General features: G+C 68.6%; 19 protein-coding genes, 2 tRNA genes and 1 pseudogene. 13 read left to right on the forward strand and 9 right to left on the reverse strand.

Annotated elements, in window-relative coordinates; translation table 11 throughout:
- Positions 1-331: 331 nt before the first annotated feature.
- The 6 genes from BL254_RS18770 to BL254_RS18795 form a co-directional block, all read right to left on the reverse strand.
- Positions 332-1,597 carry a LuxR C-terminal-related transcriptional regulator gene (locus BL254_RS18770; RefSeq protein WP_175648417.1) on the reverse strand — a complete coding sequence of 422 codons (1,266 nt, stop codon included), beginning with the start codon at positions 1,595-1,597 and terminating at the stop codon, positions 332-334.
- A 439-nt stretch (positions 1,598-2,036) separates the two neighbouring features.
- The gene (locus BL254_RS18775) at positions 2,037-3,185 is read right to left on the reverse strand and encodes an acyl-CoA dehydrogenase family protein (RefSeq protein WP_076844335.1); all 1,149 of its coding nucleotides are present in this window, start codon (positions 3,183-3,185) and stop codon (positions 2,037-2,039) included.
- Positions 3,186-3,485: 300 nt separating this feature from the next.
- Positions 3,486-4,748, reverse strand: coding sequence for a cytochrome P450 (locus tag BL254_RS18780; protein WP_047223753.1), 1,263 nt, complete (start codon positions 4,746-4,748; stop codon positions 3,486-3,488).
- Between the two features lie 346 nt (positions 4,749-5,094).
- A complete protein-coding gene (locus tag BL254_RS18785) occupies positions 5,095-6,201 on the reverse strand; it encodes an NDMA-dependent alcohol dehydrogenase (RefSeq protein WP_076844337.1) in 1,107 nt (368 codons plus the stop codon).
- Positions 6,202-6,674: 473 nt separating this feature from the next.
- Positions 6,675-6,747, reverse strand: a tRNA-Arg gene (locus tag BL254_RS18790).
- Positions 6,748-7,080: 333 nt separating this feature from the next.
- A complete protein-coding gene (locus BL254_RS18795) occupies positions 7,081-7,305 on the reverse strand; it encodes a DUF3039 domain-containing protein (RefSeq protein WP_047223755.1) in 225 nt (74 codons plus the stop codon).
- A 276-nt stretch (positions 7,306-7,581) separates the two neighbouring features.
- Between BL254_RS18795 and BL254_RS18800 the strand changes: the two genes are divergently transcribed.
- Positions 7,582-8,343: a metal-dependent transcriptional regulator gene (locus BL254_RS18800; protein ID WP_076844339.1), complete on the forward strand. Its 762-nt coding sequence runs from the start codon at positions 7,582-7,584 to the stop codon at positions 8,341-8,343.
- Between the two features lie 50 nt (positions 8,344-8,393).
- On the opposite strand, the gene BL254_RS18805 is transcribed toward BL254_RS18800, so the two are convergent.
- Complete coding sequence (locus tag BL254_RS18805) at positions 8,394-9,545, reverse strand: NlpC/P60 family protein (protein ID WP_076844341.1); 1,152 nt, start codon at positions 9,543-9,545, stop codon at positions 8,394-8,396.
- 431 nt (positions 9,546-9,976) lie between these two features.
- Between BL254_RS18805 and BL254_RS18810 the strand changes: the two genes are divergently transcribed.
- The 4 genes from BL254_RS18810 (at position 9,977) to BL254_RS18825 (ending at position 14,361) form a co-directional block, all read left to right on the forward strand.
- Positions 9,977-11,272: an ammonium transporter gene (locus BL254_RS18810; RefSeq protein WP_076844343.1), complete on the forward strand. Its 1,296-nt coding sequence runs from the start codon at positions 9,977-9,979 to the stop codon at positions 11,270-11,272.
- A gap of 2 nt (positions 11,273-11,274) precedes the next feature.
- Positions 11,275-11,613, forward strand: coding sequence for a P-II family nitrogen regulator (locus tag BL254_RS18815; protein WP_043602660.1), 339 nt, complete (start codon positions 11,275-11,277; stop codon positions 11,611-11,613).
- Between the two features lie 233 nt (positions 11,614-11,846).
- Positions 11,847-14,144: a [protein-PII] uridylyltransferase gene (locus tag BL254_RS18820; protein ID WP_076844345.1), complete on the forward strand. Its 2,298-nt coding sequence runs from the start codon at positions 11,847-11,849 to the stop codon at positions 14,142-14,144.
- Between the two features lie 127 nt (positions 14,145-14,271).
- A tRNA-Ser gene (locus tag BL254_RS18825) sits at positions 14,272-14,361 on the forward strand.
- Positions 14,362-14,545: 184 nt separating this feature from the next.
- Here BL254_RS18825 and xerC read toward each other — a convergent pair.
- A pseudogene (gene xerC / locus BL254_RS25300) lies at positions 14,546-15,949 on the reverse strand (tyrosine recombinase XerC); the annotation flags it as partial.
- On the reverse strand, positions 15,933-16,568 hold the full coding sequence (locus BL254_RS18840) for a helix-turn-helix domain-containing protein (RefSeq protein ID WP_175648418.1): 636 nt from the start codon (positions 16,566-16,568) through the stop codon (positions 15,933-15,935). The pseudogene xerC and the gene BL254_RS18840, both read right to left, overlap by 17 nt.
- Before the next feature lie 187 nt (positions 16,569-16,755).
- Here BL254_RS18840 and BL254_RS18845 point away from each other — a divergent pair, with 187 nt between their 5' ends.
- The 8 genes from BL254_RS18845 (at position 16,756) to BL254_RS18880 (ending at position 23,110) form a co-directional block, all read left to right on the forward strand.
- Positions 16,756-16,983 carry a helix-turn-helix domain-containing protein gene (locus BL254_RS18845; protein ID WP_047223759.1) on the forward strand — a complete coding sequence of 76 codons (228 nt, stop codon included), beginning with the start codon at positions 16,756-16,758 and terminating at the stop codon, positions 16,981-16,983.
- On the forward strand, positions 16,980-17,219 hold the full coding sequence (locus BL254_RS18850; protein ID WP_235433607.1) for a hypothetical protein: 240 nt from the start codon (positions 16,980-16,982) through the stop codon (positions 17,217-17,219). The genes BL254_RS18845 and BL254_RS18850 overlap by 4 nt, the downstream gene beginning before the upstream one ends.
- 220 nt (positions 17,220-17,439) lie before the next feature.
- Entirely contained in the window at positions 17,440-17,886 is a 447-nt protein-coding gene (locus BL254_RS18855; protein ID WP_047223761.1) for a hypothetical protein, read from the forward strand.
- A complete protein-coding gene (locus BL254_RS18860) occupies positions 17,883-19,691 on the forward strand; it encodes a phage/plasmid primase, P4 family (RefSeq protein WP_076844349.1) in 1,809 nt (602 codons plus the stop codon). The genes BL254_RS18855 and BL254_RS18860 overlap by 4 nt, the downstream gene beginning before the upstream one ends.
- Entirely contained in the window at positions 19,688-21,001 is a 1,314-nt protein-coding gene (locus BL254_RS18865) for a hypothetical protein (protein WP_139342401.1), read from the forward strand. The genes BL254_RS18860 and BL254_RS18865 overlap by 4 nt, the downstream gene beginning before the upstream one ends.
- A 190-nt stretch (positions 21,002-21,191) precedes the next feature.
- Positions 21,192-21,530, forward strand: coding sequence for a hypothetical protein (locus BL254_RS18870; RefSeq protein ID WP_047223763.1), 339 nt, complete (start codon positions 21,192-21,194; stop codon positions 21,528-21,530).
- A gap of 176 nt (positions 21,531-21,706) precedes the next feature.
- A complete protein-coding gene (locus BL254_RS18875; protein WP_052914714.1) occupies positions 21,707-22,780 on the forward strand; it encodes a phage major capsid protein in 1,074 nt (357 codons plus the stop codon).
- A gap of 84 nt (positions 22,781-22,864) precedes the next feature.
- The gene (locus BL254_RS18880; protein ID WP_047223764.1) at positions 22,865-23,110 is read left to right on the forward strand and encodes a hypothetical protein; all 246 of its coding nucleotides are present in this window, start codon (positions 22,865-22,867) and stop codon (positions 23,108-23,110) included.
- The last annotated feature ends 104 nt before the right edge of the window (positions 23,111-23,214 follow it).

The raw sequence follows: 23,214 nt of genomic DNA on the forward strand, positions 1-23,214 counted from the left end.
TGGGCAGCGGCGGAACGCCGACTACCGGCCTGGGGCCACCCCGCAYGGACCCGCGCCACCGAGTGGCCCGCCGGCCCCGACGTGTCCACCGGCCCGTGGCCCCGGTCGTTCCACCAAAGCCCTCATCCAGCCTGGCGGAGCCGTCGCGGCTCTGACAGGGACCTTCGGCAGAGGCTGTGGGGTCTGTCCCACCCGCCTTGACAGGTGCCATGACCTGGCCGATGGGCAGGCGCTGTGCCTGGCCGGCCGGTCGGCCCCGGCATCGGCCGACGCGCAGAGCGGACGAGCGAAGATCGTCCCCGTACGTCGGCATGGGGCGGTCAGGTGATCCTCAGGATCTGAACGGATCTTTCGTCTGGTGGCCGCCGGATGATTTGGTCAGCGCATGGTAGCGAGCCACGGCGTCCGTGCGGTTGGCCGCGCCGAGCTTCCGCAGAATGTGCTTCACATGCGATTTCACGGTGCCTTCGGTCACGAACAGGCTGCTCGCGATCTGCGCGTTCGTCTTACCCGAGGCCAGGCTACGCAGCACCTCGCACTCACGGGGGGTCAGACTGGCGAACAGCGCGTCCTCGGGATACGCCGCCGGCGTCTCCCGGAAATTCTGTCCCGACGAGTACGCGCCCAGTGAGCGGTTCAGCGGCTTCTCCGAGCCATCGCCGATCTCCATGACGTCCTCGGCGATGTCGTCGACGAGGTCGTTGACCGCGCACACATGTTCGTTGAACATGGACCGCATGAACCGCAGCCGCCGGAAGAGCGCGTTTCTCTCGAACGCGACACCCACCCCCGCGGCGAACATGCCGATCAGATCGCGGTCGAATTCGTCCACCCCGCCGAGTTCCGCCTGCCGGTCGGCGTGCAGGAACCCCACCACCTTGCCCCAGGAGACCACCGGGGCGGCCACATAGCCCTTGGTGCCGACCACGGCAACCATTTCGGCATGGACGCGCGAGCTCGACTGGGGGTTCCGTACCAGGATCGGGACGCGGCGCCGTGCCATCTCGCTTTCGACCAGTGCGCCGGTCAGCGGCCGAGGATGCGCGATACCGACCTGCACCAGCGTCCGGGCAAGCTGCTCCTCGCCCTCCATATAGGCCGTGCGCGCGATCCAGACACCCTTGTCAATGCGTGAGAACAGAATTCTGGTGAAACCCAGCCGATGGGCCTCCACCGGTGCCCGCTCCTCCAGAGCCKACAGCGAGGAGGCCCCGCGTAAGTGGCAGAGCGCCTGCTCGACACCGAACATCCTCGCCGTCCGCCGCCCCAGCGTGGCCTCCATCAACGTGACCCGGGCCAGCCCCGACTGCAGAAGAACCTCCGCCAGTTGCCGGACCGAGGAGTCCTTCGACGACTGGACGGCGAGGCTCATACATTCACTCGCCGCGCGCTGGGCCGCCCCCAACGCCGCGTCCGCCGCCTTCGGGTCACCGTTGGYGAAGTCTGAATACGTCACGCCGTCGTCAAGAATCCGCTCGGCGGTTCTCAGGATCTCCCTGGCCCGCTGGACGCCGTCCTCGACCGCCACCGGCTCCGAGCTGGCCATGTCCGAGTCCGACCCGTCGTCCAGCACGGGAGCATGGACACCACTGCCCATTCCCGCCTCCTCTTCGAGCTCTTCGAGTCGCAGGATCCACGGCGGCATCGAGGCCATGCGCCAGCGAATCTGACGCGCGGCTGGCCGATCCCCCTCAGCCCTCCGGCGGGGCCGGCGTGGCACGGCTTCGACCCGCCACTCAACGGACGGTCGATGATCGACATATCACTCGACTTTGGTCGATACATTAGACCGACAGGYCAGGATGGTCCAGACGCGACGTGCGGGTAYTTCGCCGAGCGTCATGTGCGCGACACACCCGCCAAGAGCACCAAGAGTATTTATTCTGTAGCCGTACGTAATCAAGTGGACGATGGCCTTCGTCGGCGGACGGCGACGCCGGGGAGGATTGCCACGAGTGCRCCGTCGGGTGCGCGCACAGGCCGAAAAAATACCCAGTAAGAAGCGTTCGTCCTCGGCCGGCCTGGCGAACTCGGACCTACAGGCCCAGCGACTTACTGATGATAGTCTTCATGATCTCACTCGTGCCGCCGTAGATACGCGTGACACGGGCATCCGCGTACAGCCGGGCGATAGGATACTCCAGGATATAGCCGTAACCACCGAACAACTGCAGGCAACGGTCGACCGTCCGGCCCTGCAGTTCGGTGCAGTAAAGCTTCACCTTTGCCGCGTCCACCGGGCTCAGCTCACCGGCGACGTGCTCGGCCAGCGCGCGGTCCACCATCGCCTGCGCCGCCTCTATTTCCGTGGCCACCGCGGCCAGTTCGAACCTGGTGTTCTGGAAGTGGCTGACCGGCTTCCCGAACACATGGCGTTCCCTGACATAGGTCACGGTGGTGTCCAGCGCGGCCCGGGCCGCGGCCAGCGAACTGATCGCGATGCTCAGCCGTTCCTGGGGCAGACCGTGGGTCAACTGCTCGAAGGCCGTCCCCTCCTCCCCCAGCAGGTTCTCGACCGGCACCCGCACGTCGGTGAACGACAGTTCGATGGTGTCCTGCACCTTCAGGCCGATCTTCGCCAGATTGCGGCCCTTCTCGAAGCCCGGCATGCCGTCCTCGACGACCAGCAGGCTGAGCCCCCGCCGCCGGTCGGACTCGCTTCGCGAGGTTCGCGCCACCACGACCACCAGGTCGGCGAGCGCACCCCCGCTGATGAACGTCTTCGCGCCGTTGAGCACATAGTGCTCGCCGTCCCGGACCGCGGTCGTGCGCACGCCGGCCAGGTCCGAACCAGCGCCCGGTTCGGTCATCCCGATCGCCGCGAACAGGTCGCCGCTCACCAGGCCCGGGAACCAGCGCCCACGCTGTGCCTCGTCGGCGTGGTCCAGGAAATACGGAACCACCACGTCCAGGTGTACCTGTAACGTCCCCAGCGCGACCAGCGCCCGGGCGCACTCCTCGTTGATCACGGCGTTGTAGGTGAAGTCCGGCTGGTCACCTCCGCCRTATTCGGCCGGAAACGCCATCCCCAGCACCCCGAGCTTGCCCAGGTCCCGGAAGAAATCCCTGGGGACCGCACCGGCGGYCAACCAGTCGTCGAAGACGGGCACCACCTCGCGGGTGAGATAGTTCCGGAACATCTGACGGAAGCTCTCGTGGTCGGCGGTGAAACCGGTGCGCCGCATTCCCGACGTCCTCTCATGGTGTTGTGAGCAGCAGAATAGCTCCGCCGGCCCTCGTCCACCGCAAACAGTCAACAACACCGCGGAACCCCGGTCGGGTGCCACGGGCAGGGCGTGGGGCAACTGGGGTACGCATCATAACAAAACCGTTGAAAGACGGAAATCTCAGCGCGATCAGAAGCGACCAGAAACAGTGGGACGTGGGACCGGCCGCCCCGGACACCGGTCCCACGTCCCCGACCCACTCATGATCCCGCGAACGGCTCCGTGACCTCGCGGCTACGAAATGTTCGCCTCGCGCGCTCAGCTCTTCTCGGGCGCCCAGGTGGCGGGTAGCCGCTTGACACCGTTCATGAAGTTGGACAGCAGCATGTCGCGCTCGCCGACCCTGAGGCCCTTCATCCGGGTGTATATCTCCCGCACCTCAGTCTTGATCATCTGCTTGGCGAGCATGTGGCCCAGGCAGTAGTGCGGGCCACCGCCGCCGAACGCCTGGTGCGGGTTGAACTTGTTGACCCGCCGTACGTCGAACGTGTCGGGGTTCTCGAACACGTCGGGGTCCCGGTTACTGGATATGTACCACATGACGACCTTRTCACCCTTTTTGATGGTTTCCCCACCGAATTCGGTGTCCCGTGTCGCGGTGCGGCGGAAGTGCATCAGCGGCGGTTCCAGCCGCAGGCACTCGTTGACGGCGTCGTCCGCACGCCTGTCGAAGTCCGCCATGACGTAGGCAAGCTGGTCGGGATACTCCTGGAACAGCGAGAGCACGTGCGCCATCGAGTGCCGGGTGGTGTCGTTGGCTGCCGCGGCGAGCAGCGCGAAGAAGACGCCGACCTCCTCGACGGACAGCTTGTTGCCCTCGTACTGCGCCTGGGCGACCCAGCTGAGCAGGTCGTCACCTGGATTTTCCTTGCGTTCCTTCGCCAGCTCGATCGCGAGGGTCGCCAGCTTCTGGGAGGCGTCGGCGAACACCTGGAGCGGAGAGCCGATATGAGCGTACTCGGGGTCCGCCCAGCACGCGAACTGCTCGGCCGCGTCCATCACATACTGGATCTGCTCCGGGTCGGTGATCCCCATGAAGGTCGCGAAGATCCGGCCGGGCACCTCCTTGGTGATCAACTGGCAGAGGTCCCCCTCGCCCAGGGGCGCGACCCTGTCGATGACCTGATGGACGATCCCGCCGATGTCCTCCGACATCTTGAAGATGTTCTTCGGCGTGAAGGCGACGCTGACGACGCCCCGCATCTCGGTGTGCCGAGGAGCGTCCGTCACGATGAACGACAACATCGTCTCCAGCTGCGGGAAGTCGTCGACGAACACGCCGTCGGCGGAGCTGAACAGCTCCGTGTCCCGGGAGATGTTCTGGATGTCGCGGTACTTCACCACCGACCAGAACCCCTGGGCGTTGTTCAGGTTCGGGTCCAGGGCCTCGGGTGCCTCGTGCCAGCTGACCGGCTTGTTCTCCCGTAACCAGCGAAATGCCTCGTGATGGACGGACCGGGGCTTGGCCCAGAACTCGAGCGAGCTGAGCCGCGTGTCGACGGTTCCATCGGTAATCGTCATGGTCGCCCCTTTCTCAGGCATGTGCTACAGGTCTGACCGTAATCTTCCGGGCTCCGCCGCACTCCCCTCGTAGGAGTCAACCTGGTGCCCCCATCGGGATAAATTTCCGCGGGAGCCGGCCCGCCGCCGGACCTGTCCGGCACGGACCGCGCGACGAAGAGCGCGCCCCAGCACCACGACGGATTTTCGCCGTTCAGTTCAACCTGATTCGACAACTACGATCGCGACCGCCGGAACACCGTCGCGCACCGGCATCAACGGACGGAGCCGRCCGGGCGCCATACGGTCGCCTCGGCCGGCTTCTCCGGTTCGTCAATCAGTCATGTCCAGTTTTCGAGGAACGCGGTCAGAAACGAATCAGACCTCGAATGTTCCGGCCGTCCAGCAGGTCCTGATATCCCTCGTTGATGTCTTCCAGGGAATATTCCCTGGTCACCAGCTCGTCGAGCTTGAGCTGGCCGCGGTTGTACAGCTCAAGATAGCGGGGGATGTCGTGCTGCGGGTTCGAGGAGCCGAACAGCGCGCCGCGGATCGACTTCTCGTACAGTGTCAGCTCGAACAGCGACCCACTGATCGAGATGTCCGTGGGATGCCCGATCGCGGTCACCACCACCCTGCCACGCTTACCCACCAGGCTCAGCGCCTCACCGACGTACGCGCTTTCGGCGACGTCCGTCGTGATGATGCACGCGTCCGCCAGCTGYCCGCGGGTCAGCTCGCTGACCAGTTCCCGTGCCGCGTCGAYGGTGGCGGCCGTGTGGGTCGCGCCGAACTCGACAGCCTTCTGCCGCTTGAAGTCGACGGGGTCCAACGCGACGACGGTCCGCGCGCCCGCGGCCCTGGCCCCCTGCACCGCGTTGACACCGATACCACCGACGCCCATCACGACCACGGTGTCACCCGGCCGCACCTGCGCGGTGTTCACCGCGCTGCCGTAACCGGTCGGGACACCGCATCCAATCAGTGCCGCCTTGTCCAGCGCCGCACCCTGGTCGATCCTGACCACGGACGCGACCGGGACGACCGTGTATTCCGAGAAGGTCCCGAGCACACACATCTGCCCGATATCGTGACCGCGCGCGTGGAATCGGTAGGTACCGTCCAGCTGGGGGCCAAGAATAATCGCAGCCCCGAGATCGCAGAGATTCGTCAGGCCACGCGAACAGTACGAGCAGCGCCCGCAGGAGGGCAGGAAGCTCAGGACGATCGAGTCGCCTTCCGCCACCTCGGTCACGCCCGGCCCGACCGCCGCGACGACACCGGCGCCCTCATGCCCACCGACGACCGGGAAAGGAATGGGGATGTCGCCGCTGACCAGGTGATAATCTGAATGACACAGACCGCTGGCGGTGAGCTTGACCAGAACCTCGCCCGCCTTGGGCGGGTCGAGTTCGACATCCTCGACCTGCCACTTCTCTTCCAGCCCCCACAGGACGGCGGCTTTGGTCCTCATTCGGACGACCTCCTTCGGCGGTGAAGGCTCCGTCTCGAGCGCGCCAGCCGACGCCAGCCGAATGCTGCTGGCGCGCTCGAGTGCCCATCTCCACAGGATGACCTTGTGACGTACGTAACAGTACTCCCGCCGTGTTTCCGGCGGATCTTCCGTACGAGGTGTTTCAATACCCCCCCGGAGGGATGACGATCCGCTCTCGATCATCGAAATCGTGATCGCCGCCCGATCGAGGAAGAGCAGGCCCGACGGCCATGCGGGCCGCTGCTGGCGACTCTGGACGCGAAGGCCCACGCAACCGGACGACGACCGCTGTAGCTGCCCGCTGACGGAGCCGACCGGCCRCACCCTGAGCGGATCAGCAGTGACCGGTAGCCCATATGAGTATGGTCCAGTATGCGCGCCACGCCATTCACCGAGCGTCGTTTCGCCGAGAGCCGTTCACCCCGGCAGAAGCACTGGCACGGTTGGGATCGTGCCCCTGGTAGGAATCGAACCTACGGCCTACCGCTTAGGAGGCGGTCGCTCTATCCACTGAGCTACAAGGGCGGGGCTACTACAGGAACGGGACTACAAGGGCGGGCCTGGCATCGTGAGGAGGCCCGACGGCATCCCAGCTTACGCATCATCCGTCGTCCCGGTCGTACGTGGCCGGTCACGTGGGCGGATCAGATGGGACGAGTCACAGCGTCAGAGAAGCCTCGGCCACCATCCTTCCTGTTGCCGATCGCTACCGTGATCGACACTTATAGCAGCTCTCGCGGCAAGCGGACACCGGCAGCGTGTAGCGCGGCACGGGCCACCACGAGCCGCGTCCTGGCCTACGCCCAGCTGTGACCATGRCCCGGGAAGGGGCGATCGGAGCGGGGCCGCCCGGGGCGGTCAGCCGAGCTGTTCGGCCAGCTCGACAAGCTCCTTGCATTTCGGGCATACCGGGAACCGCTGGGGATCACGCACCGGCTCGAACCTGTAACCACACAGCGCGGTCACGCGTCCACCTTCGATGGAAGCCCGGACGATCTCCTCGTGGCGCGCGTAGTGGGCGAAGTCGTTACCCTCGTCCGTGCTGCCGTGAGTGGTCTCCGGTGCGATCTGGGTCGAGCTCATACACCGCAGTGTATGACTCGCGCCGAGACGCCGATCCGCCGATCCCACCGGCTGGTTCCCACCGGCGACCGGCCCGCCGGGTCGGACCCGGCCGACGGCGATCCGGAGCAACCGCACAGGGCCGCCCGAGGCCCCTGGCAGGCCCTGCGGACGATCCGGCCGGCTCGAGRCCCGGCAACGGACAACCAGCCTGGAAACAGCGCGGACAGGACGGCCCTCGCGCCTAGGTGGGTCCGCCCTCACAGGCGTACCCTTGAAGCTGGACGAAGGAGCCCGGTGACTGGACTGATCGACAGTACCGAGATGTACCTCCGTACCCTCTATGAACTGAGGGAAGAGGGCATCCCGCCGCTGCGTGCGCGCCTGGTGGAAAGACTGCACKTCAGTGCTCCCGCGGCCAGCGAGTCCACCTCACGACTGGCCAGCGAGGGCCTGGTCGCCCTCGCCAACGACCGCACCGTGCAGTTCACCGAGAAGGGGCTGGTGCGCGCGACCGCGGTCATGCGCAAACACCGTCTCGCCGAACTGCTCCTCACCGAGGTGATCGGTCTGGACTGGGCACTCGTCCACAACGAAGCCTGCCGGTGGGAGCACGTGATCTCCGACGAGGTGGAGGCGCGGCTCACCGAAATACTTGGCGACCCGAAGAAATGCCCGTTCGGGAACGTGATCCCGGCAGGTTCGTTCGACCGCCCGGTGGGGCCGCGGCCCCCGGCACCGTTGAGCCTGCTGGCCGCCACCGACTTCACCAGCTCCAGGACGACCTCGGTCACGGTCAGTTGGATCTCCGAACGGTTGCAGACGGACGAACGAACCATGCGTCAGCTCCGGGACGGCGGAGTGCTACCTGGCGCCAGGCTCGTCATCCGCGGGGGCGGTGACATCGTCGAGGTCCTCTCCTCGGACGCGGTCGTCCTGGCCGAGGAGGCCAGCACCTCGGGCCAGAACCCAGGGCAGGAAGCGCCAACCACCGAGATCTCACGGCGTGCGGCAGGGCTCGTGTACGTCGAACACTCTGACGCCACCCCTCACACCTGAGCGCATACGTAGCGTCATCATCCGGCGTGAGGCCTGGGCACCGGCCGGGTTCAGGYACCGGGGCGCACCGCGCCGGCGTACGTCTCCCACCAGRCCGGTTCGAGGCGGATCACCGTTCCCGTTCGCGGCGCGTCGATCATGTTCCCGTTGCYGACGTAGATCCCCACATGGTGTAGATCCTCGCCGAAGAAGACCAGGTCGCCCGGTATGAGTTCGCCGCGGGAGATCCGGCGTCCCTCGTTCCACTGGGCACCGGTGAAATGGGACAGGGCGACTCCCGCCTTCGCCCACACCCACTGGGTGAGCCCCGAGCAGTCGAAGGCGTCCGGCCCGGCCGCCCCCCACACATACGGCTTGCCCAGCTGCGCACGGGCCTGCGCGACCGCGACCGCCGCCCCGCCGCTCCCGATCACGGGCGGGCGGGCCGGCGCGACGGAGGTACCGGTGGATCCGCGGCTGGTGCTGCCGATCAGGTCGCTGCGGCTGCGCAACTGGTCCCGCTCGGCCGCGGCCGCCCGCGCCTGCGCCTGCGCGGCTGCGGCGGCCGCCAGCTCGCCCGCCCGACGGGCCGCCTCCTCGCGGGCACGCGCCTGGCGGACAAGCTCGGCGTGCCGGGCGACCAGATCGTCGAGCAACGCACGTTGCGCCGTCACCGACGCCTCGATGCGCTTCTTCCGCTCTTCGAGGGAGGCGGTTTCGCGCTGCCGCTCGACAAGCGCCTCCTGCGCGGCAGCCTGCGCGCCGGTCAGGTCGTGGCGGGCCGAGCGCAGTTCGATCTCAGCGGCCCGGCCACGGCGGGCGAGGGAGTCCATCGCGCCCACCCGGTCGAGCGCCGTGCCGGGGTCACCGGAGAACAGCACCGAGAGCTGTTCGAGACCGCCCGAACGGTAGGTGGCGGATCCCAGCGCGCGGCGTCTGTCCGCCGCGGCCCGCACAGCGTTTCCCGCGCGTCGGACGTTCTCGGTGGCCGTCGACACGGCCTGCTCGGCGGCGCTCAGCCGCAGCCGCCCGGCATTGAAGGCTTCGGTCGCCGCCTCGGTCGAGTGAGTCAGTTCGGTGAGCTGCTGCTGGGTAGCCGCTATATCTCTGTTGATCGTGTCGATGTCGTCGGCTCTGGCCGGCGTGGCGGCGCCCGGTAGCAGTATGATTCCCCCGGCGAGAACGCTGATCAGACCCAGGGCTCCCGGAAGCCGTCCGAACACCCGGCGACAGCTCCCTGGGATCTCCGGGACGGCCAGCGCATCCCCTGGGGCGGCAAGGACGCGGCCCGGCCCTCGCAACGCGCGGCGCTCGCGAGATCTCCGAACGAACGAGACACGCCAACCGGTGCCACCGCAACGGTAGCAATCCGCATCCAAACCATCACACACAGAGAAGCACGGTAGCCCGTCGGAGCAAGTAGGATCACGCAAACGCGCCGGAAGTCACGAAGGGCGATGTGATGCTCGCCACCGCTCCGTCAGAACGAGCCACGAATCGCCCAATTTAGCGATTTCACATATCGGAAACAGGGAAGATACCGATCCGGAACAGATTCTATCGAATCTTCGGCCGAAGGATCCGGGACGGCGGGTGGGCCGCGGACCGGCGAGCATGATCCACGCGGGCACGCGGGGCGACCGACGGGAGAGACATGGCTGCATTGGACACGGGCGACACCGCCTGGATACTCGCAAGCTCGGGAGCGGTACTGCTCATGACCCCCGGGCTCGCGTTCTTCTACGGTGGCATGGTCCGGGCGAAGAACGTTCTGGGTATTCTGGTACAGAATTTCTTCACTATTGGCATCGTGACCCTCGTCTGGACCGTCGTCGGCTACAGTATCGCCTTCGGTTCCGGCAACAAGTTCTGGGGCGGCTTCGACTTCGTCGGTCTGCAGGATCTGACCGCAAGCGACACGACGATACCGGCGGTCGTTTTCGTCTCCTTCCAGATGATGTTCGCGATCATCACACCCGCTCTCATCACCGGTGCCTCCGCGGACCGGATAAAATTCAGCGCCTTCGCCGTTTTCGTCGTCCTGTGGTCCGTCCTGGTCTACTCGCCGATAGCCCACTGGGTCTGGGCGAGCACCGGCTGGCTGTACAAGCGCGGCGCGCTGGACTTCGCCGGTGGCACGGTCGTCCATGCCAATGCCGGTATCGCGGCGATCGTCCTGGCTGTCGCGCTCGGGAAGCGCCGGGGCTGGCCCGCCGGTGACTTCCGGCCGCACAACGTCCCGTTCGTCCTGCTCGGCACCGGTCTGCTGTGGTTCGGCTGGTTCGGTTTCAACGCCGGCTCGGCGCTCGGCGCCAACAAGGTGGCCGGGTACGCCTTCCTGAACACCCAGATCGCCACCGGCGTGGCCCTGCTCGGCTGGATCGCCGTCGAACGGCTGCGCGACGGCAAGGCCACCGCCCTGGGCGCCGCCTCCGGAGCCGTAGCCGGCCTGGTCGCGATCACCCCCGCGTGTGGTTTCGTCTCGCCGTTGGGCTCCATCGCGGTCGGCGCGATCGCCGGCGTGGTGTGTGCGCTGGCCACCGCCATCAAGGGCAGGGTGGGGATCGACGACTCGCTCGACGTCGGCGCCGTCCACCTGATCGGCGGTGTCCTGGGCGCGCTGCTGACCGGGCTCTTCGCCACCGTCGACACGAACCCGAACGGCAAGGACGGTGTCTTCTACGGCGGCCCCTGGAGCGTTTTCGGTGAGCAGGCGCTCGCCGTCGGGGCAACCGTCGCCTACTCCGCCGTCGCGACCGCGATCATAGCTTACGCAATCAAGTTCGTCTGGGGGCTCCGGGTGAGCGACGAGGAGGAGGAGATCGGCCTCGACGAGTCGCAGCACGGTGAGACCGCCTACCGCCTCACCTTCACCGGGGGCGGTACCGGTACCGGCGGCGCGTCCGGGTCGGCTACTCCGGTGCAGGTATCCGAGGAGGTCAAGGCGTGAGCGTGAAGCTGGTGACCGCGGTGATCAAACCGTTCAGGCTGGAGGACGTGAAGACCGCGCTGGAAAATCTCGGGATACACGGTCTGACCATCTCGGAGGTCCAGGGCTTCGGCCGGCAGAAGGGCCACACCGAGGTGTACCGGGGGGCCGAGTACAAGGTCGACTTCGTTCCGAAAATAAAGATCGAAATCCTCGTCGAGGACGACGCCGTCGAGGAGCTGGTAACCGCCATCACCACGTCCGCTCAGACCGGGAAGATCGGCGACGGCAAGATCTGGGTGGTACCGGTCGAAACCGTCCTACGGGTACGCACCGGTGAACGCGGATCGGACGCGCTGTAGCGTTCCGGAGCCATCCGCCGCCGGCGGCGGCACGAAAGAAACACCACCGCGCCGCCGCCGGCCCTGCCGGACCTGCTGCCCACGYCTGGTGACCCACGTCCGGTGATCGATGGCCTGATCGGTGTGGGCCGTCGACCGCCGGACCGGCCGGAGACTCTCCTGATGGTCAGGGACACTCTTCTCACAGCGAACAGTGATGAACTACCGACAGCGATGAACTTGGTCAGCCCCTGGTGACGAACCGACTGGCGGCGCTCACCGGCCGCTCCGAGGAGTTCGGCGGCATCGTCGGGCCAGCGCTGCGCCACGCTCTCATGGGCATCGCGGACACCACTTTGCGTGACCTCTTCGGCGAGCCGGGCCCCGGCGTCGCCCTGCTGGCGGTCGGTGGCTACGGACGGGGCGAACCCGTCCTCGGCAGTGATCTCGACCTCGTCCTGCTACACGACGGCCGCCGGGACGACGTCACCGGCATTGCCGACACCCTCTGGTATCCGCTCTGGGACGCCGGGATCGGCCTCGATCACAGCGTCCGTACCGTCGACGAGGCCGTCGCGGTCGCCGACGACGACCTGAAGGCGGCGCTGGGCCTGCTGGCGGCCCGCCCGATCGCCGGTGACCGCGTCCTCGTGGGGTCGCTGCTCGAGCGCGTCCGCGCCCGTTGGCGGGCCCGTTCCCCCCATCGCCTGCCCGAGCTCGCGGACCTGGTCGCCGACCGGGCCCGCCGCCACGGCGACGTCGCCTTCCTGCTCGAACCGGACCTGAAACAGGCCCGCGGTGGTCTGCGGGACGTCCATGCCCTGACCGCGCTCGCCACCGCATGGGCCGCCGAAACCCCGCCCGCGCGGGTACTCGAAGCGCACCGGGTGCTCCTCGACGCCCGTGGCGAGATCCGCCGGCTCGCGCACGGCCGCCGGCAGGACCGGCTGCTGCTGCAGGACCAGGCCGCCGTCGCGGCCGCTCTGGGCTATCCCGACCAGCTCGCGCTCGCCCACGCCACCGCCGACGCGGGCCGTACGATCTCCTGGACCTGGGACACCACCTGGTATCGGGTCTCGGCCGGTCTGCGCTCGTCCGCGCGCCGGCGCCCCGGCCCCCCGGTCCGCCGGCCCCTCGACCAGGACGTGGTCGAGCAGGACGGCGAGGCCCAGCTCGCCCGGGACGCCGATCCCACCCGCGATCCCGCGCTGGTTCTGCGGGCCGCCGCCGCGGCGGCCCGGGCCGGCATCCCCATCGGCCGATACGCCCTCAACCGGCTTGCCCGCGAAGCCCCACCCATGCCGGCACCGTGGCCGGACGCGGCACGGCAGGCCCTGGTGGCCCTGCTCGCCACCGGCCCAGCCATGATCGGCGCCATGGAGGCGCTCGACCAGGTCGGGCTGCTCGTCCGGCTGCTGCCCGAGTGGGAGGCGGTGCGCAGCAGGCCGCAGCGCAATCCCTACCACCGCTTCACCGTCGACCGGCACCTGCTGGAGACAGTCGCCGCCGCGGCGGCGTCGACCCGCGAGGTCGACCGGCCCGACCTGCTGCTGCTCGGCGCCCTGCTGCACGACATCGGCAAGGGCCGGCCCGGCGACCACACCGACGTGGGGGTCAAGATCGTCCACGATCTCGCGCCACGGCTCGGGCTCCCGCCGGCGGACGCCGACGTGCTGGTCACGATGGTGCGCCAGCACCTCCTGCTCATCGAGGCCGCGACCCGGCGGGACATCGACGACCCGGCGACCATCGAGGCGGTGGCCCGGGCCGCCGGCAGCCCCCGGATCCTCGGCCTGCTGCACGCCCTGACCGAAGCCGACGCACTCGCCACCGGCCCGACGGCCTGGAGCCCGTGGAAGGCACGGCTGGTGGGCGACCTGGTGGAGCGGGCGATGGCGGTCCACAGCGGCGGGCGTGCGCCGTGCCCGCCCGCCCTCACCGACCGTCAACGGGCTCTTCTCACGCTCCCGGACGACTACCACGTCGCGGTCAACCCGCTGCCGGACGACTCGATGTTCGAGATCGTGGTGGTGGCGCCCGACCGTCCCGGGCTGCTGGCCGCCACCACGGGAGTGCTCGCCGTCAACCGGCTGGACGTGCACCGTGCCTCCGCCCGCGGCGAGAACGGCCGGGCGCTGTTGCAGGCGGCGGTGGCGAGCACGCACGACGGGGAGCCCAGCGCCGGGAAGCTGCGCGGTGACCTGCTGCGGGTCCTCGCCGGCCGGGTCGACCTGGACGCCAGGATYGCCGGCCGGGAACAGGCGTACGCGGCCGCCCGGCGCCGGCCGCCGCCCGCGCCACCAAAAATCATTTTTGACGACTCCGGATCCGACACGGTGATCGAGATACGGGCGCCCGACCGTGCCGGGGTGCTGTTCCGGATGGTCCGCGCGCTCACCGACGCCGGGCTCGGCGTGCGTACCGCGATCGTGGCCACGATCGGTCTCGACGTCGTGAACGCCTTCTACGTACGGGAGGCCGACGGCAGCACCGTGGGGAGGCCCGGGCGGCGGGAGGAGGTGGCGAACCTCGTCCTGGCCGCGCTCGGATGAGCGCCCTGTGTCCGAGCATGCCGTCCGCGGGTGCGCCGAGCGCCCGGCCTCGCCGGAGCCGTCCGCGGGCCCGGGAGAGGGTGGCAAAGTCACACCGGAAGTGGTGGCTATACTCAGAACGCACGTTGGAGGCTTCGCCTAGTCCGGTCTATGGCGCCGCACTGCTAATGCGGTTGGGGGCAACACCCCCTCCCGGGTTCAAATCCCGGAGCCTCCGCTTTTTTGGCGATCTTTCGGCGTCTCGGTCTGGTGCTCTGACCAGCGGAGACGCCGGAGGATGACCCCCCGGCTACCACTCTTTGATCACTGGAACCCAGACCGTCCCCAGAGCGGACCGCGCGCGGGATCGCCGCCGCGATCGTGGCCGCCGCCTGCTGCCCCTTCGAGCGCAGTAGATGGACGTACAGCGCCCCCGTGATCGATGGCGTCGAGTGACCGAGGCGCTTGGACACCAACGCGATGTCGACACCTTCAGCGAGCTGGATCGACGCGGACGAATGCCGCAGATCGTGCAGCCGCCGCGGCGACAGCAACCGATCCCCGATCTCGTCCCCCACCTCCAGGGCCACCGACAACGGCCCGGCCAGGTGCAGCACCGACCGCGGGCCCTCCCGAGTCACACCGATCACCGTCACCTGCCCGATCGGCTCACGGTCGCGGTACAGCGTCCACGTGCCCTCCGCCGGCCGGTACCGGGTGCCGATGACGACCGTCCGGCTCCTGGCCGCCGCCGACGCCCGGACGGTGCCTAGCAGACCAACCCGCCGGGCGATCTGCTGCATCCGCCGGGTGACGTATTGCGGGTCCAGGTGCCGCCCCGACGGGTGGGTGAACATCAGCTCCGCGAGCTGGACCGGCCGGCCGTGCTCGTCGGGCAGCGCCCCGTTATCCCATCTGTCGCCGACCGCCGCGCGCTCGTCGTCCTGGCGCAGCCGGTGCCCCATCAGGGACCCGATCAGCGTGGGGTCGAGATCGACCTTGCGTTTGCCGTTGCGCGTCTTCGGCGGCCACACGCCGTACGCGGTGTCGTTCTTGACGATCTGCTGGGAGATCGTGAGCACCGCCGCGGCTTCGTCCAGGCCCGACCAGGTCGCTCCGCACGCCTCACCGCGGCGCAGACCGGCCAACGCGATCAGCTCGAACATCGCAGACAGCCGGTCGCCGGCCGCTTCGTCGAGGAACCGGCCGACCTCTTCCGCCTCCCACGGCTCGACCTCCGGTGGCGTGTACGACGCCAGTTCCACCCCGTCCGCCGGGTTGAAACTGATCATCCGCTGCTTCACCGCGTCGTTCAGCGCGCTGCGCAGCATCTGCAAGACGTCCTTCACCGTCGCCGGACCGATCGGCCGCCCGGGGCGCTCCTGGGATGCCGTGGCCGCCAGCTTCAATGCCGTGTCGATGTGCTCGGCGCGCAGACCGGCCACCGGCAACTCCCCGAGATACGGCACCAGGTGCAGCCTGACGAACTGCTCGTAGCGTGCCCGGGTGGTCGGACGCAGCGCGTTCTTCCGGCCCAGCCAGTCAGTCAGGTAGGCGCCGACGGTCAGTCCGCCGATGTGCCGCTGACCGGCGCGGACATGACCCGCCGCTTTCTCCGCCTCTTCCTCTGCTGCCTTTTTCGTCTCGTACCCCGACCCGCTCAGCTCGGTTCTGCCGACCAGCGGGACCAACTCTTTGGGCACCCATATCCGGTAGGTCCACGATCCATGTGTCCGCCTGGTCAGCTCCGGGCACTGGCCACGGCTGTACTTCTTTTTCGTTTCCGCGTCCCGRCATCCGCACAGCTTCTCAACCTTGATCTTCACGGGCGTCCGTCTCTGCCAGCCGCTGTTCGATCTCCCGGGACAGCTCCCGCGTGATGTGGCCTCGGTGCGCCTGGCGCTCGTTCGGCTCCATGTCGCCGAGCGCTCGGACCCGCCGGTCACGTTCGTCGGTCAGGGAGTGTCCCCACAACGTGAGTGCCTCCATGACGACCGTTTGAGTCGATGCTCCGAGGCGTCGTGCAAGGGCCTCGTCCGCTTCTGTCGAGGTGATCGGCCGGATGCCAAGATTGGGATTGTCAGGCTTGATCGTCACGAGCAAGTCGGTGGATCGCAGGTGAGACGGCGTCCCTGAAAGCTGTTCGCGGACGTACGCCCGCGGCGCCACCGCTTGGGGCGACAGCCGGACGTCGCCATCGCCCGCGAAGAACTCGGCAGGCGCTACACCGATCGCCTCGGACAGCAACAGCAGCGTCCCGAGATCRACCGTGTCGCGGTCACCGCGTTCGATCGCGGCGACCCGTACGCGAGTCCAGCTCAAGCCGTGCCGCTGGAACGTCACGGCCATCTCGTGCTGCGTCCATTGCCACTGTTCGCGCAGACGGCGGAGGTTCTCGCCGACGATCTGGCCGACGCTCGCGCTCCCTGGCGGATCGTGCGCCACCCAGCGGACGCGTGGTTGCCGCTCGTAGGGCTCGGTCGTTGTCTCGCCTGTCGCCATGGCCCCCATCTTGACATGTCGTCCGGTCAGTTGCCGACCACGTCATCTGTCGACTATGGTCGGCTCCGTCCAGTCGATTGGTCGTCAAGCGACCGGATGACAGAGTCTGAGCGATCGAAGGAGTCCGACCGTGGCAACGCAGGACATCGCACCCTCACGCTTTCGGCAGTGGCGGACGGATGCGGGCCTGACCCTTGACGACCTGGCCGACCTCACCGGCCGGAGCAAGGGTTACCTGTCGCGCATCGAGCGCGGACAGCGCACACCGTCTCCGCTGGTGAAAGTTCAGCTTGCCCGCAGCCTCGGCGCACGGGTGCGCGACTTGTTCGACGTCGACCCCGTCAGGAAGGCATCGTGACCAGGCCGACCCCGGCGCGCGGTCAGTGGACCGCTGCCGACGTGCGCGGGCTCGGCGTCATCACGGACGTGGTCACCGCCGGGTCCGTGCTCGACATCGGGCCGACGAAGACACGTGAGCTGGTCCGTGCCGGCCGCTTCCCGGTCCCGGTCATCCGGCACGGGGAGCGTTACGTCGTCCCGGTGCGCGGCCTGCTGGACCTGCTCGGCGTGAGTGAGGGAGCCGTGAGCGGGTGAGGCCGCAGACAGCAACGCCCCGGGGTGCGGCTCCCGGGGCGGCTGAAGACGAGACACAGGTTGGCGACCGATCTCCCCGCGAGGGTACCGCGCCGGTCGCTGTCGACCGCCTCCGCACGCTCCTACACGCCCGGGCCGTCACGTCTGGGCGGCCGCTACGGCACCGCCACGACGAGATCGGCCACGAGGCCAAGCGGCTGGTCCGTCAGGGGGCGTCCCGGTGAGCGACCTCCGATCCCTGTTCACCCGCGACCCGGTCGGCCGCTGGGCGCAAGACAAGATCCGCGCCGCCCGTGCCGCCGGCCGGATCCCGTCCTACGGCTCGCCGGAGTGGGCGGCGCTGCCGGACGACGATCCGCGCCGGGCCGCGGCGATCCTCGTTGCCGCMGAGTCCTGGCGCGCCGAGGCCGACCCGGTGTGGCGCGACGCCGTCCACCGGGCCGAGCAGGACGGCGCGCGTGCCGCCTACCTGCGTGATGTCGATGCGCGCTGGGGTGAGATCCAGGCTGCGTGGCGGGAGCTCTCCCAGCACGTGGCCCGGATCGAACGTGCCCGCGCCGTCGGGTCCGATGTCGGGCTCCCGCTGGACGAGCGCCGCCGCCTGGCGCTGACGCCGCGGCCTGGCGACTATCCCGGACGCCAGGCGTCGGAGCGGAGGACCGCGTGAACGACGACGGCATGCTGCACGACCTGGGGTCCGGTGACATTGAGCCGGACGACGACGCTGACGGCTACGTCCCGCCGCCGAACAAGCCGATGACGGTCGCCCGTCACCTGATGGCCCGAGCCGAACGGGACGGGCTCTACACGCTGCGGCACTGGCGCGGCACGTGGATGCGCTGGGAGCTCACTCATTGGCGCGAGATTGACGACCGGGAGATCCGCGCCGACGCCTACAAGCGGCTTGAGCACGCCCAGTTCGCCGTTCGGGTCAGCGTCCGGGTCAAGGCCGCGGACGGTACGGAGACGACGCGGGTGGAGACCCGCGGGGCCGACTGGATCCCGACGAAACGCAAGATCGCCGAGTTGCTCGAGTCCATGGCCGCGATCACRCATCTACCGTCGACGATCGACCCACCGTCATGGATAGGTCCGGCTGAGCCGGGTGAGCCGGGTAAGCCGGGTAAGCCGGGTAAATATCAACTTAACGCGCAGGGGGGCCGGGATCCGATCGTTGCGTGCTCCAACGGGCTGCTCCGCCTGGCCGACCGTACGGTGGCCTCGCCGACCCCGGCGTTCTTCAATCTCGTCTCAGTCCCATTCGCCTACAGCCCGGACGCGCCGAAACCCGAACGGTGGTTGGCCTTCCTCGGCCAGCTCTGGCCGGACGACCCGGACGCGATCGCCACGCTGCAAGAGTTCTTCGGCTACGTCGTGTCCGGCCGGACCGATCTGCACAAGATCCTGCTCATCGTCGGTCCCACCCGGTCGGGCAAGGGCACGATCGGCCGCATCCTTACGGCGCTGGTCGGTAAGGGCAACATGGCCGGTCCGACGCTGGCGAGCATGGGCAGCCAGTTYGGGTTGTCGCCGCTGCTGGGTAAGCCGCTGGCGATCATCTCGGACGCGCGGCTGAACCCGCGGGACGGTCAGCAGGTCGTCGAACGGCTGTTGACGATCTCCGGCGAGGACACGATCGACATCGACCGCAAGCACAAAGACCCGTGGACGGGTCGGCTCCCGGCTCGGATCGTGATCCTGTCCAACGAGCTGCCGAAGTTCGGTGACGCCTCCGGCGTCATCGCCTACCGGTTCCTGGTGCTGGCCATGCGGCATTCCTGGCTCGGTCAGGAGAACCCCGGTCTGTCCGGCGAGCTGCTGACCGAACTGCCCGGCATCCTGAACTGGGCCCTCGACGGCCTTGACCGGCTGACGGCGCAGGGCCGGTTCACCGAGCCGGCAAGCTCCGTCGACGCCGTGCTGACCATGAAAGACATGGCCTCGCCGATGTCGGCCTTCGTCCGCGAATGCTGCGACATCGGACCCCGCCATGAGATCGCCGTGGACGTCCTGTGGAAGGCGTGGCGGGCATGGTGCGACGACTCCGGCAACAGCGCCGGGACGAAGGCCACCTTCGGCCGCAACCTTCAGTCCATCGCGCCGCAGATGCGACGGACGAAACCGCGCGGCCCGGACGGTAAGCAGGTCCCGACCTACAGCGGGATCACGCTCAAGTCCGATGTAGGGCCTGCAATGCAGAACTACCCGGCTCACCCGGCTCAGCCGGCTCAGCCGGACGTCCGGAGCCTGACTGAGCCGGGCAACGAGCCGGCTGAGCCGGGTGAGCCGGGCACTTTGCCACTGCAAGCCGTACACGAGAGCGCGCTACCCGCCGAGCTGGCCGACGTGCCACCTGACGAGATCGGCGACTGCGCCGCGAGATGCGGCCGGAAGATCCGCCGCTACGGGCCCCACGCGACCGGCACGCTGTGCCCCGCCTGCCTGGCCGTCCGCCGTGGTGGTGCCGCGTGACCGCGTCGCCGCTCCGCCAGGTTCTTTCCGACGTCGCGGCCGAGACGGGGCGTCCGATGAAGGACCTGACCGTCCTTGCTGCGCAGAACGACCCGTTCCGGATCGACACCCCGGCCCGGCATCGGGACGGTGAATGGCTTGCCATTACTGCCCGGGATCTCGGACTCGGCAACCGAAGGATTCACCTTCGCGGCCTGCACTACATGGTCATCGGCCGCCCCAAGCCGGATGGGTCGCCGTACACGAACACCGATGCCGACTGGACCTGGCTTCAGTCGGACGCGGGCAAGGCCGCCCGGTGGCTCCAGTACATCCCCTTCGATCAGATCGTCGACCAGCGCAACGCCGCGCCGACGGTGCAGATCTTCGAGCCGCCAGAGCCAGAGGCTTACCTGACGGTCGGGGTGCAGGTCGACATCCCCAGCGTCGACGACCTCATGCCCGCGGCCGAGCTTGCGGACTTCAACGGGACGCAGCCCTACAAGCTCGTTGCATTCGGCGAGAAGTCATCCCTTGCTGACGTGCTCGGCCCGATTGTCGAGCAGTACCGGGCCGATCTCTACCTTCCGACCGGCGAGATCAGCGACACCTTGCTCTACCAGATGGCCAGTATCGGCGCGGCGGACGGCCGGCCGATGGTCGTCCTGTGCTTCTCGGATGCCGATCCGGCCGGGTGGCAGATGCCGATCAGCATCGGCCGCAAGCTCCAGGCGTTCAAGGTGTCCCTGTTCCCGGATCTCGAATTCCAGGTGCACCGGGTCGCGCTCACGCCCGATCAGGTCCGCGAGTATGGCTTGCCATCAACGCCGCTGAAGGAGACCGAGAAGCGGGCCGACCGGTGGCGCCATGAGATGGGCGTGGAGCAGACCGAGATAGACGCGCTCGCTTCACTGCGTCCCGACCTGCTACGAGAGATCGCCCGTGACGCATTCGAGCAGTTCTTCGACACGACGCTTGATCAGCGGGTGTTTACCGCACAGGGTCAGTGGCTCCACGACGCGCAGCGTGCGATCGATGAGGGGATGAACGCCGCGGATCTCGACCGGTTGCGCGCTATGGCGACCGCGAAGCTCGGCCAGCTCCAGGATGAGATCGACCGTCTCAACTCCGCTCTACGGGTGACGGCCGAGGACTTCGAGTTGCCGCCGATGCCCGGGATGCCCGAGCCGCGAATCTCCCGTCAGCATGCCGAACCGCTGATCGACTCCCTGTGGTCGTTCGCCGAGCAGACGCAACGACTCATTGATTCCAAGTCCTATCGGCAGAACCGCGCCGGAATCGAGCCCGCCGACCTTGAAGGTGCCGCATGACCCACCGACCACGAACCCCCATGACCCGGGACCGGGTGACGTCAAAGCCGGCCGGGCCGCGGGCTCAGCGAGCGCGGTACCGGCAGCCATGGCCAGGGCAGACGGTGCCTCTCCCGTCGCTACCGACTCCGACCAGCGTCACCCGGTCCCGACCCCCAACCGCACCAACCGACACGAGAAGGAGCAGCACATGAGCATCTTCAGCCGCACCGCCCAGCCCGAGGCCGCGCCCGCCGACGACCTCGACGCCCGGGTCCAGGCCGCCGTCCGGGCCGCGCTGGCGCCGCCGGCCGACCCGGTGCCGGTGCCGCCGGTGCCGGCCGAGAGCACCGAGTTCGAGGTCATCCGCGACGCCGACGGCCAGGTGGTCGGCTACAAGGTCGCCGAGTCTCGGCACGGCGCCGTGGTCCGTGTGCTCGACCTCAGCCCGGCGGAGCGGGACGCCTACATCCAGGCCGGGGTCGTCGAGGCCAAGCGCGCCGTACGCGAGCGGATCGAGCAGGCCATGGCCGACGGCGCCCGGGCCTGACCCGGCGGTCGGAGCCCTGGTCACCCTGACAGCCGAGGGTGACCGGGGTGACCGTCACCCAGTGTCATTCGCAGCACCAAGAAAACTTCCGTCTATCTCGACTCATCGCAGGAGGGTTTCCGATGGTCGGAGCGATACGATCTACAAAATCCGCTCCGATCGAAAGACTCTCGCCGATGCCCGCACCGACCCTCGACCGGCCCCGCGCCCGTGTCACCTCTGAGCCGCCGACGTACGCGCGGCACGGCCAGCACTCGTACTTCCGCGACCTGGCCCGGTTCAAGCGCGGCGCCGACCCGGACGCGACCGCGCGCCTCGACCGCCACGCCCGCGAGACCCGCAGCCTCGACAGCACCGACGCCTCGGCCGGCTACTTCACCCCCCCGGCCTGGCTGGTTGACCAGTACGTCGGCCTGGCCCGGGCCGCCCGGCCGTTCGCCGACATCGTGACCCGGTTCGATCTCCCGCGCGGCGTCGACAGCGTCTACCTGCCCAAGGTCACCGGTGGTGGCACGGTCGCGATCCAGCCGACCGACGGCTCACCGGTGTCCAACGTCGACCTGACCGACACCTACATCACCGCGCCGGTGCGCACGATCGCGGGACTGTCCGACGCGTCCACCCAGCTCGCCGACCAGATCGGCGGGCCCGCCTGGGACGCTGTCGTCTTCGCCGAGCTCGCCGCGGACCACGCGCAGAAGCTCGACGTCCAGCTCTACGCCGGGACCGGCACGTCCGGGCAGGTCAAGGGCATCGACGCCGTCTCCGGCACCACCACGGTGACGTACGCCGATCCCACTCCGACCGGCGCCGAGCTGGCCCCGTTCGTGGCCCAGGCCGCCGCGCTCGTCGCCGGCAAGCGCAAGCTCGGCGCCACCCACTACCTGATGCACCCCCGGCGGGCGAGCTGGCTGTGGAGCGAGGGCATCGCCGCCGGTGTCCCGATCCTCAAGGACGGCCCGGACGGGCGCACCCTCAACGGGCTGCCCGTCGTCGAGGACCCCAACATCACCGCCGTCGCCGGGGCCGGCGCCAACGAGGACCGGGTCACCGCCGTCCGCGCGTCGGACCTGTACCTGTGGGAGAGCTCGCTGCGGACCGAGGTGTTCACCGAGATCTTGAGTGGGACGCTTCAAGTTCGCTACCGGCTGCTGTCCTACGTGGGCTTCATCGGTGACCGCCAGCCCGCTGCCATCGCCACCGTGTCCGGGACCGGCCTGGCGCTGTCCGCGGCCACCTGGGGCCCCTGATCGTCCGGTCCGGGCGCGGTGTTCGCGAGGGTCCACCGCGCCCGGACCGGCCACCCACGCCACCACGTCCACGGAAGGTAACCAGTGGAGATCACCGCCCACGCCCGGCAGTGGGGAGCCGAGTACGGCCCACCCGCGCACGAGATGGAAGCCCGTCACGCCTGGCGCCAGGCGCACCCTGCCGAGGCGGCCGCCGCCGACCGGCGCCAGGCGCCCCGGCTCGCCGAGATCCGACGCAAGGCGGAAGCACAGGCGCGGCAGCGCGCAGCCACGGCGCAGCGCAGCCGCAGCGTCGCGGCCTACCGTGCGCGGCTCGCAGCGCTGAACTGATCGCCGAACCCCCGGGGCCGGGTCGAAAGTTCAGGACCGGCCGGCCCGCTGACCCACACCCGTCGATCTTTTGGCGCGTCGCTTCACAGAGTGATTTTTGATCG

It is taken from the genome of Protofrankia sp. BMG5.30 (genome assembly GCF_001983005.1).
Lineage (GTDB): Bacteria > Actinomycetota > Actinomycetes > Frankiales > Frankiaceae > Protofrankia > Protofrankia coriariae.

Excerpts from the sequence above, each read along its gene's own strand:
- BL254_RS18875 (WP_052914714.1), top strand. The coding sequence starts at position 21,707 with ATGCCCGCACCGACCCTCGACCGGCCCCGCGCCCGTGTCACCTCTGAG.
- BL254_RS18870 (WP_047223763.1), top strand. The coding sequence starts at position 21,192 with ATGAGCATCTTCAGCCGCACCGCCCAGCCCGAGGCCGCGCCCGCCGAC.
- BL254_RS18795 (WP_047223755.1), bottom strand. The coding sequence starts at position 7,305 with ATGAGCTCGACCCAGATCGCACCGGAGACCACTCACGGCAGCACGGAC.
- BL254_RS18810 (WP_076844343.1), top strand. The coding sequence starts at position 9,977 with ATGGCTGCATTGGACACGGGCGACACCGCCTGGATACTCGCAAGCTCG.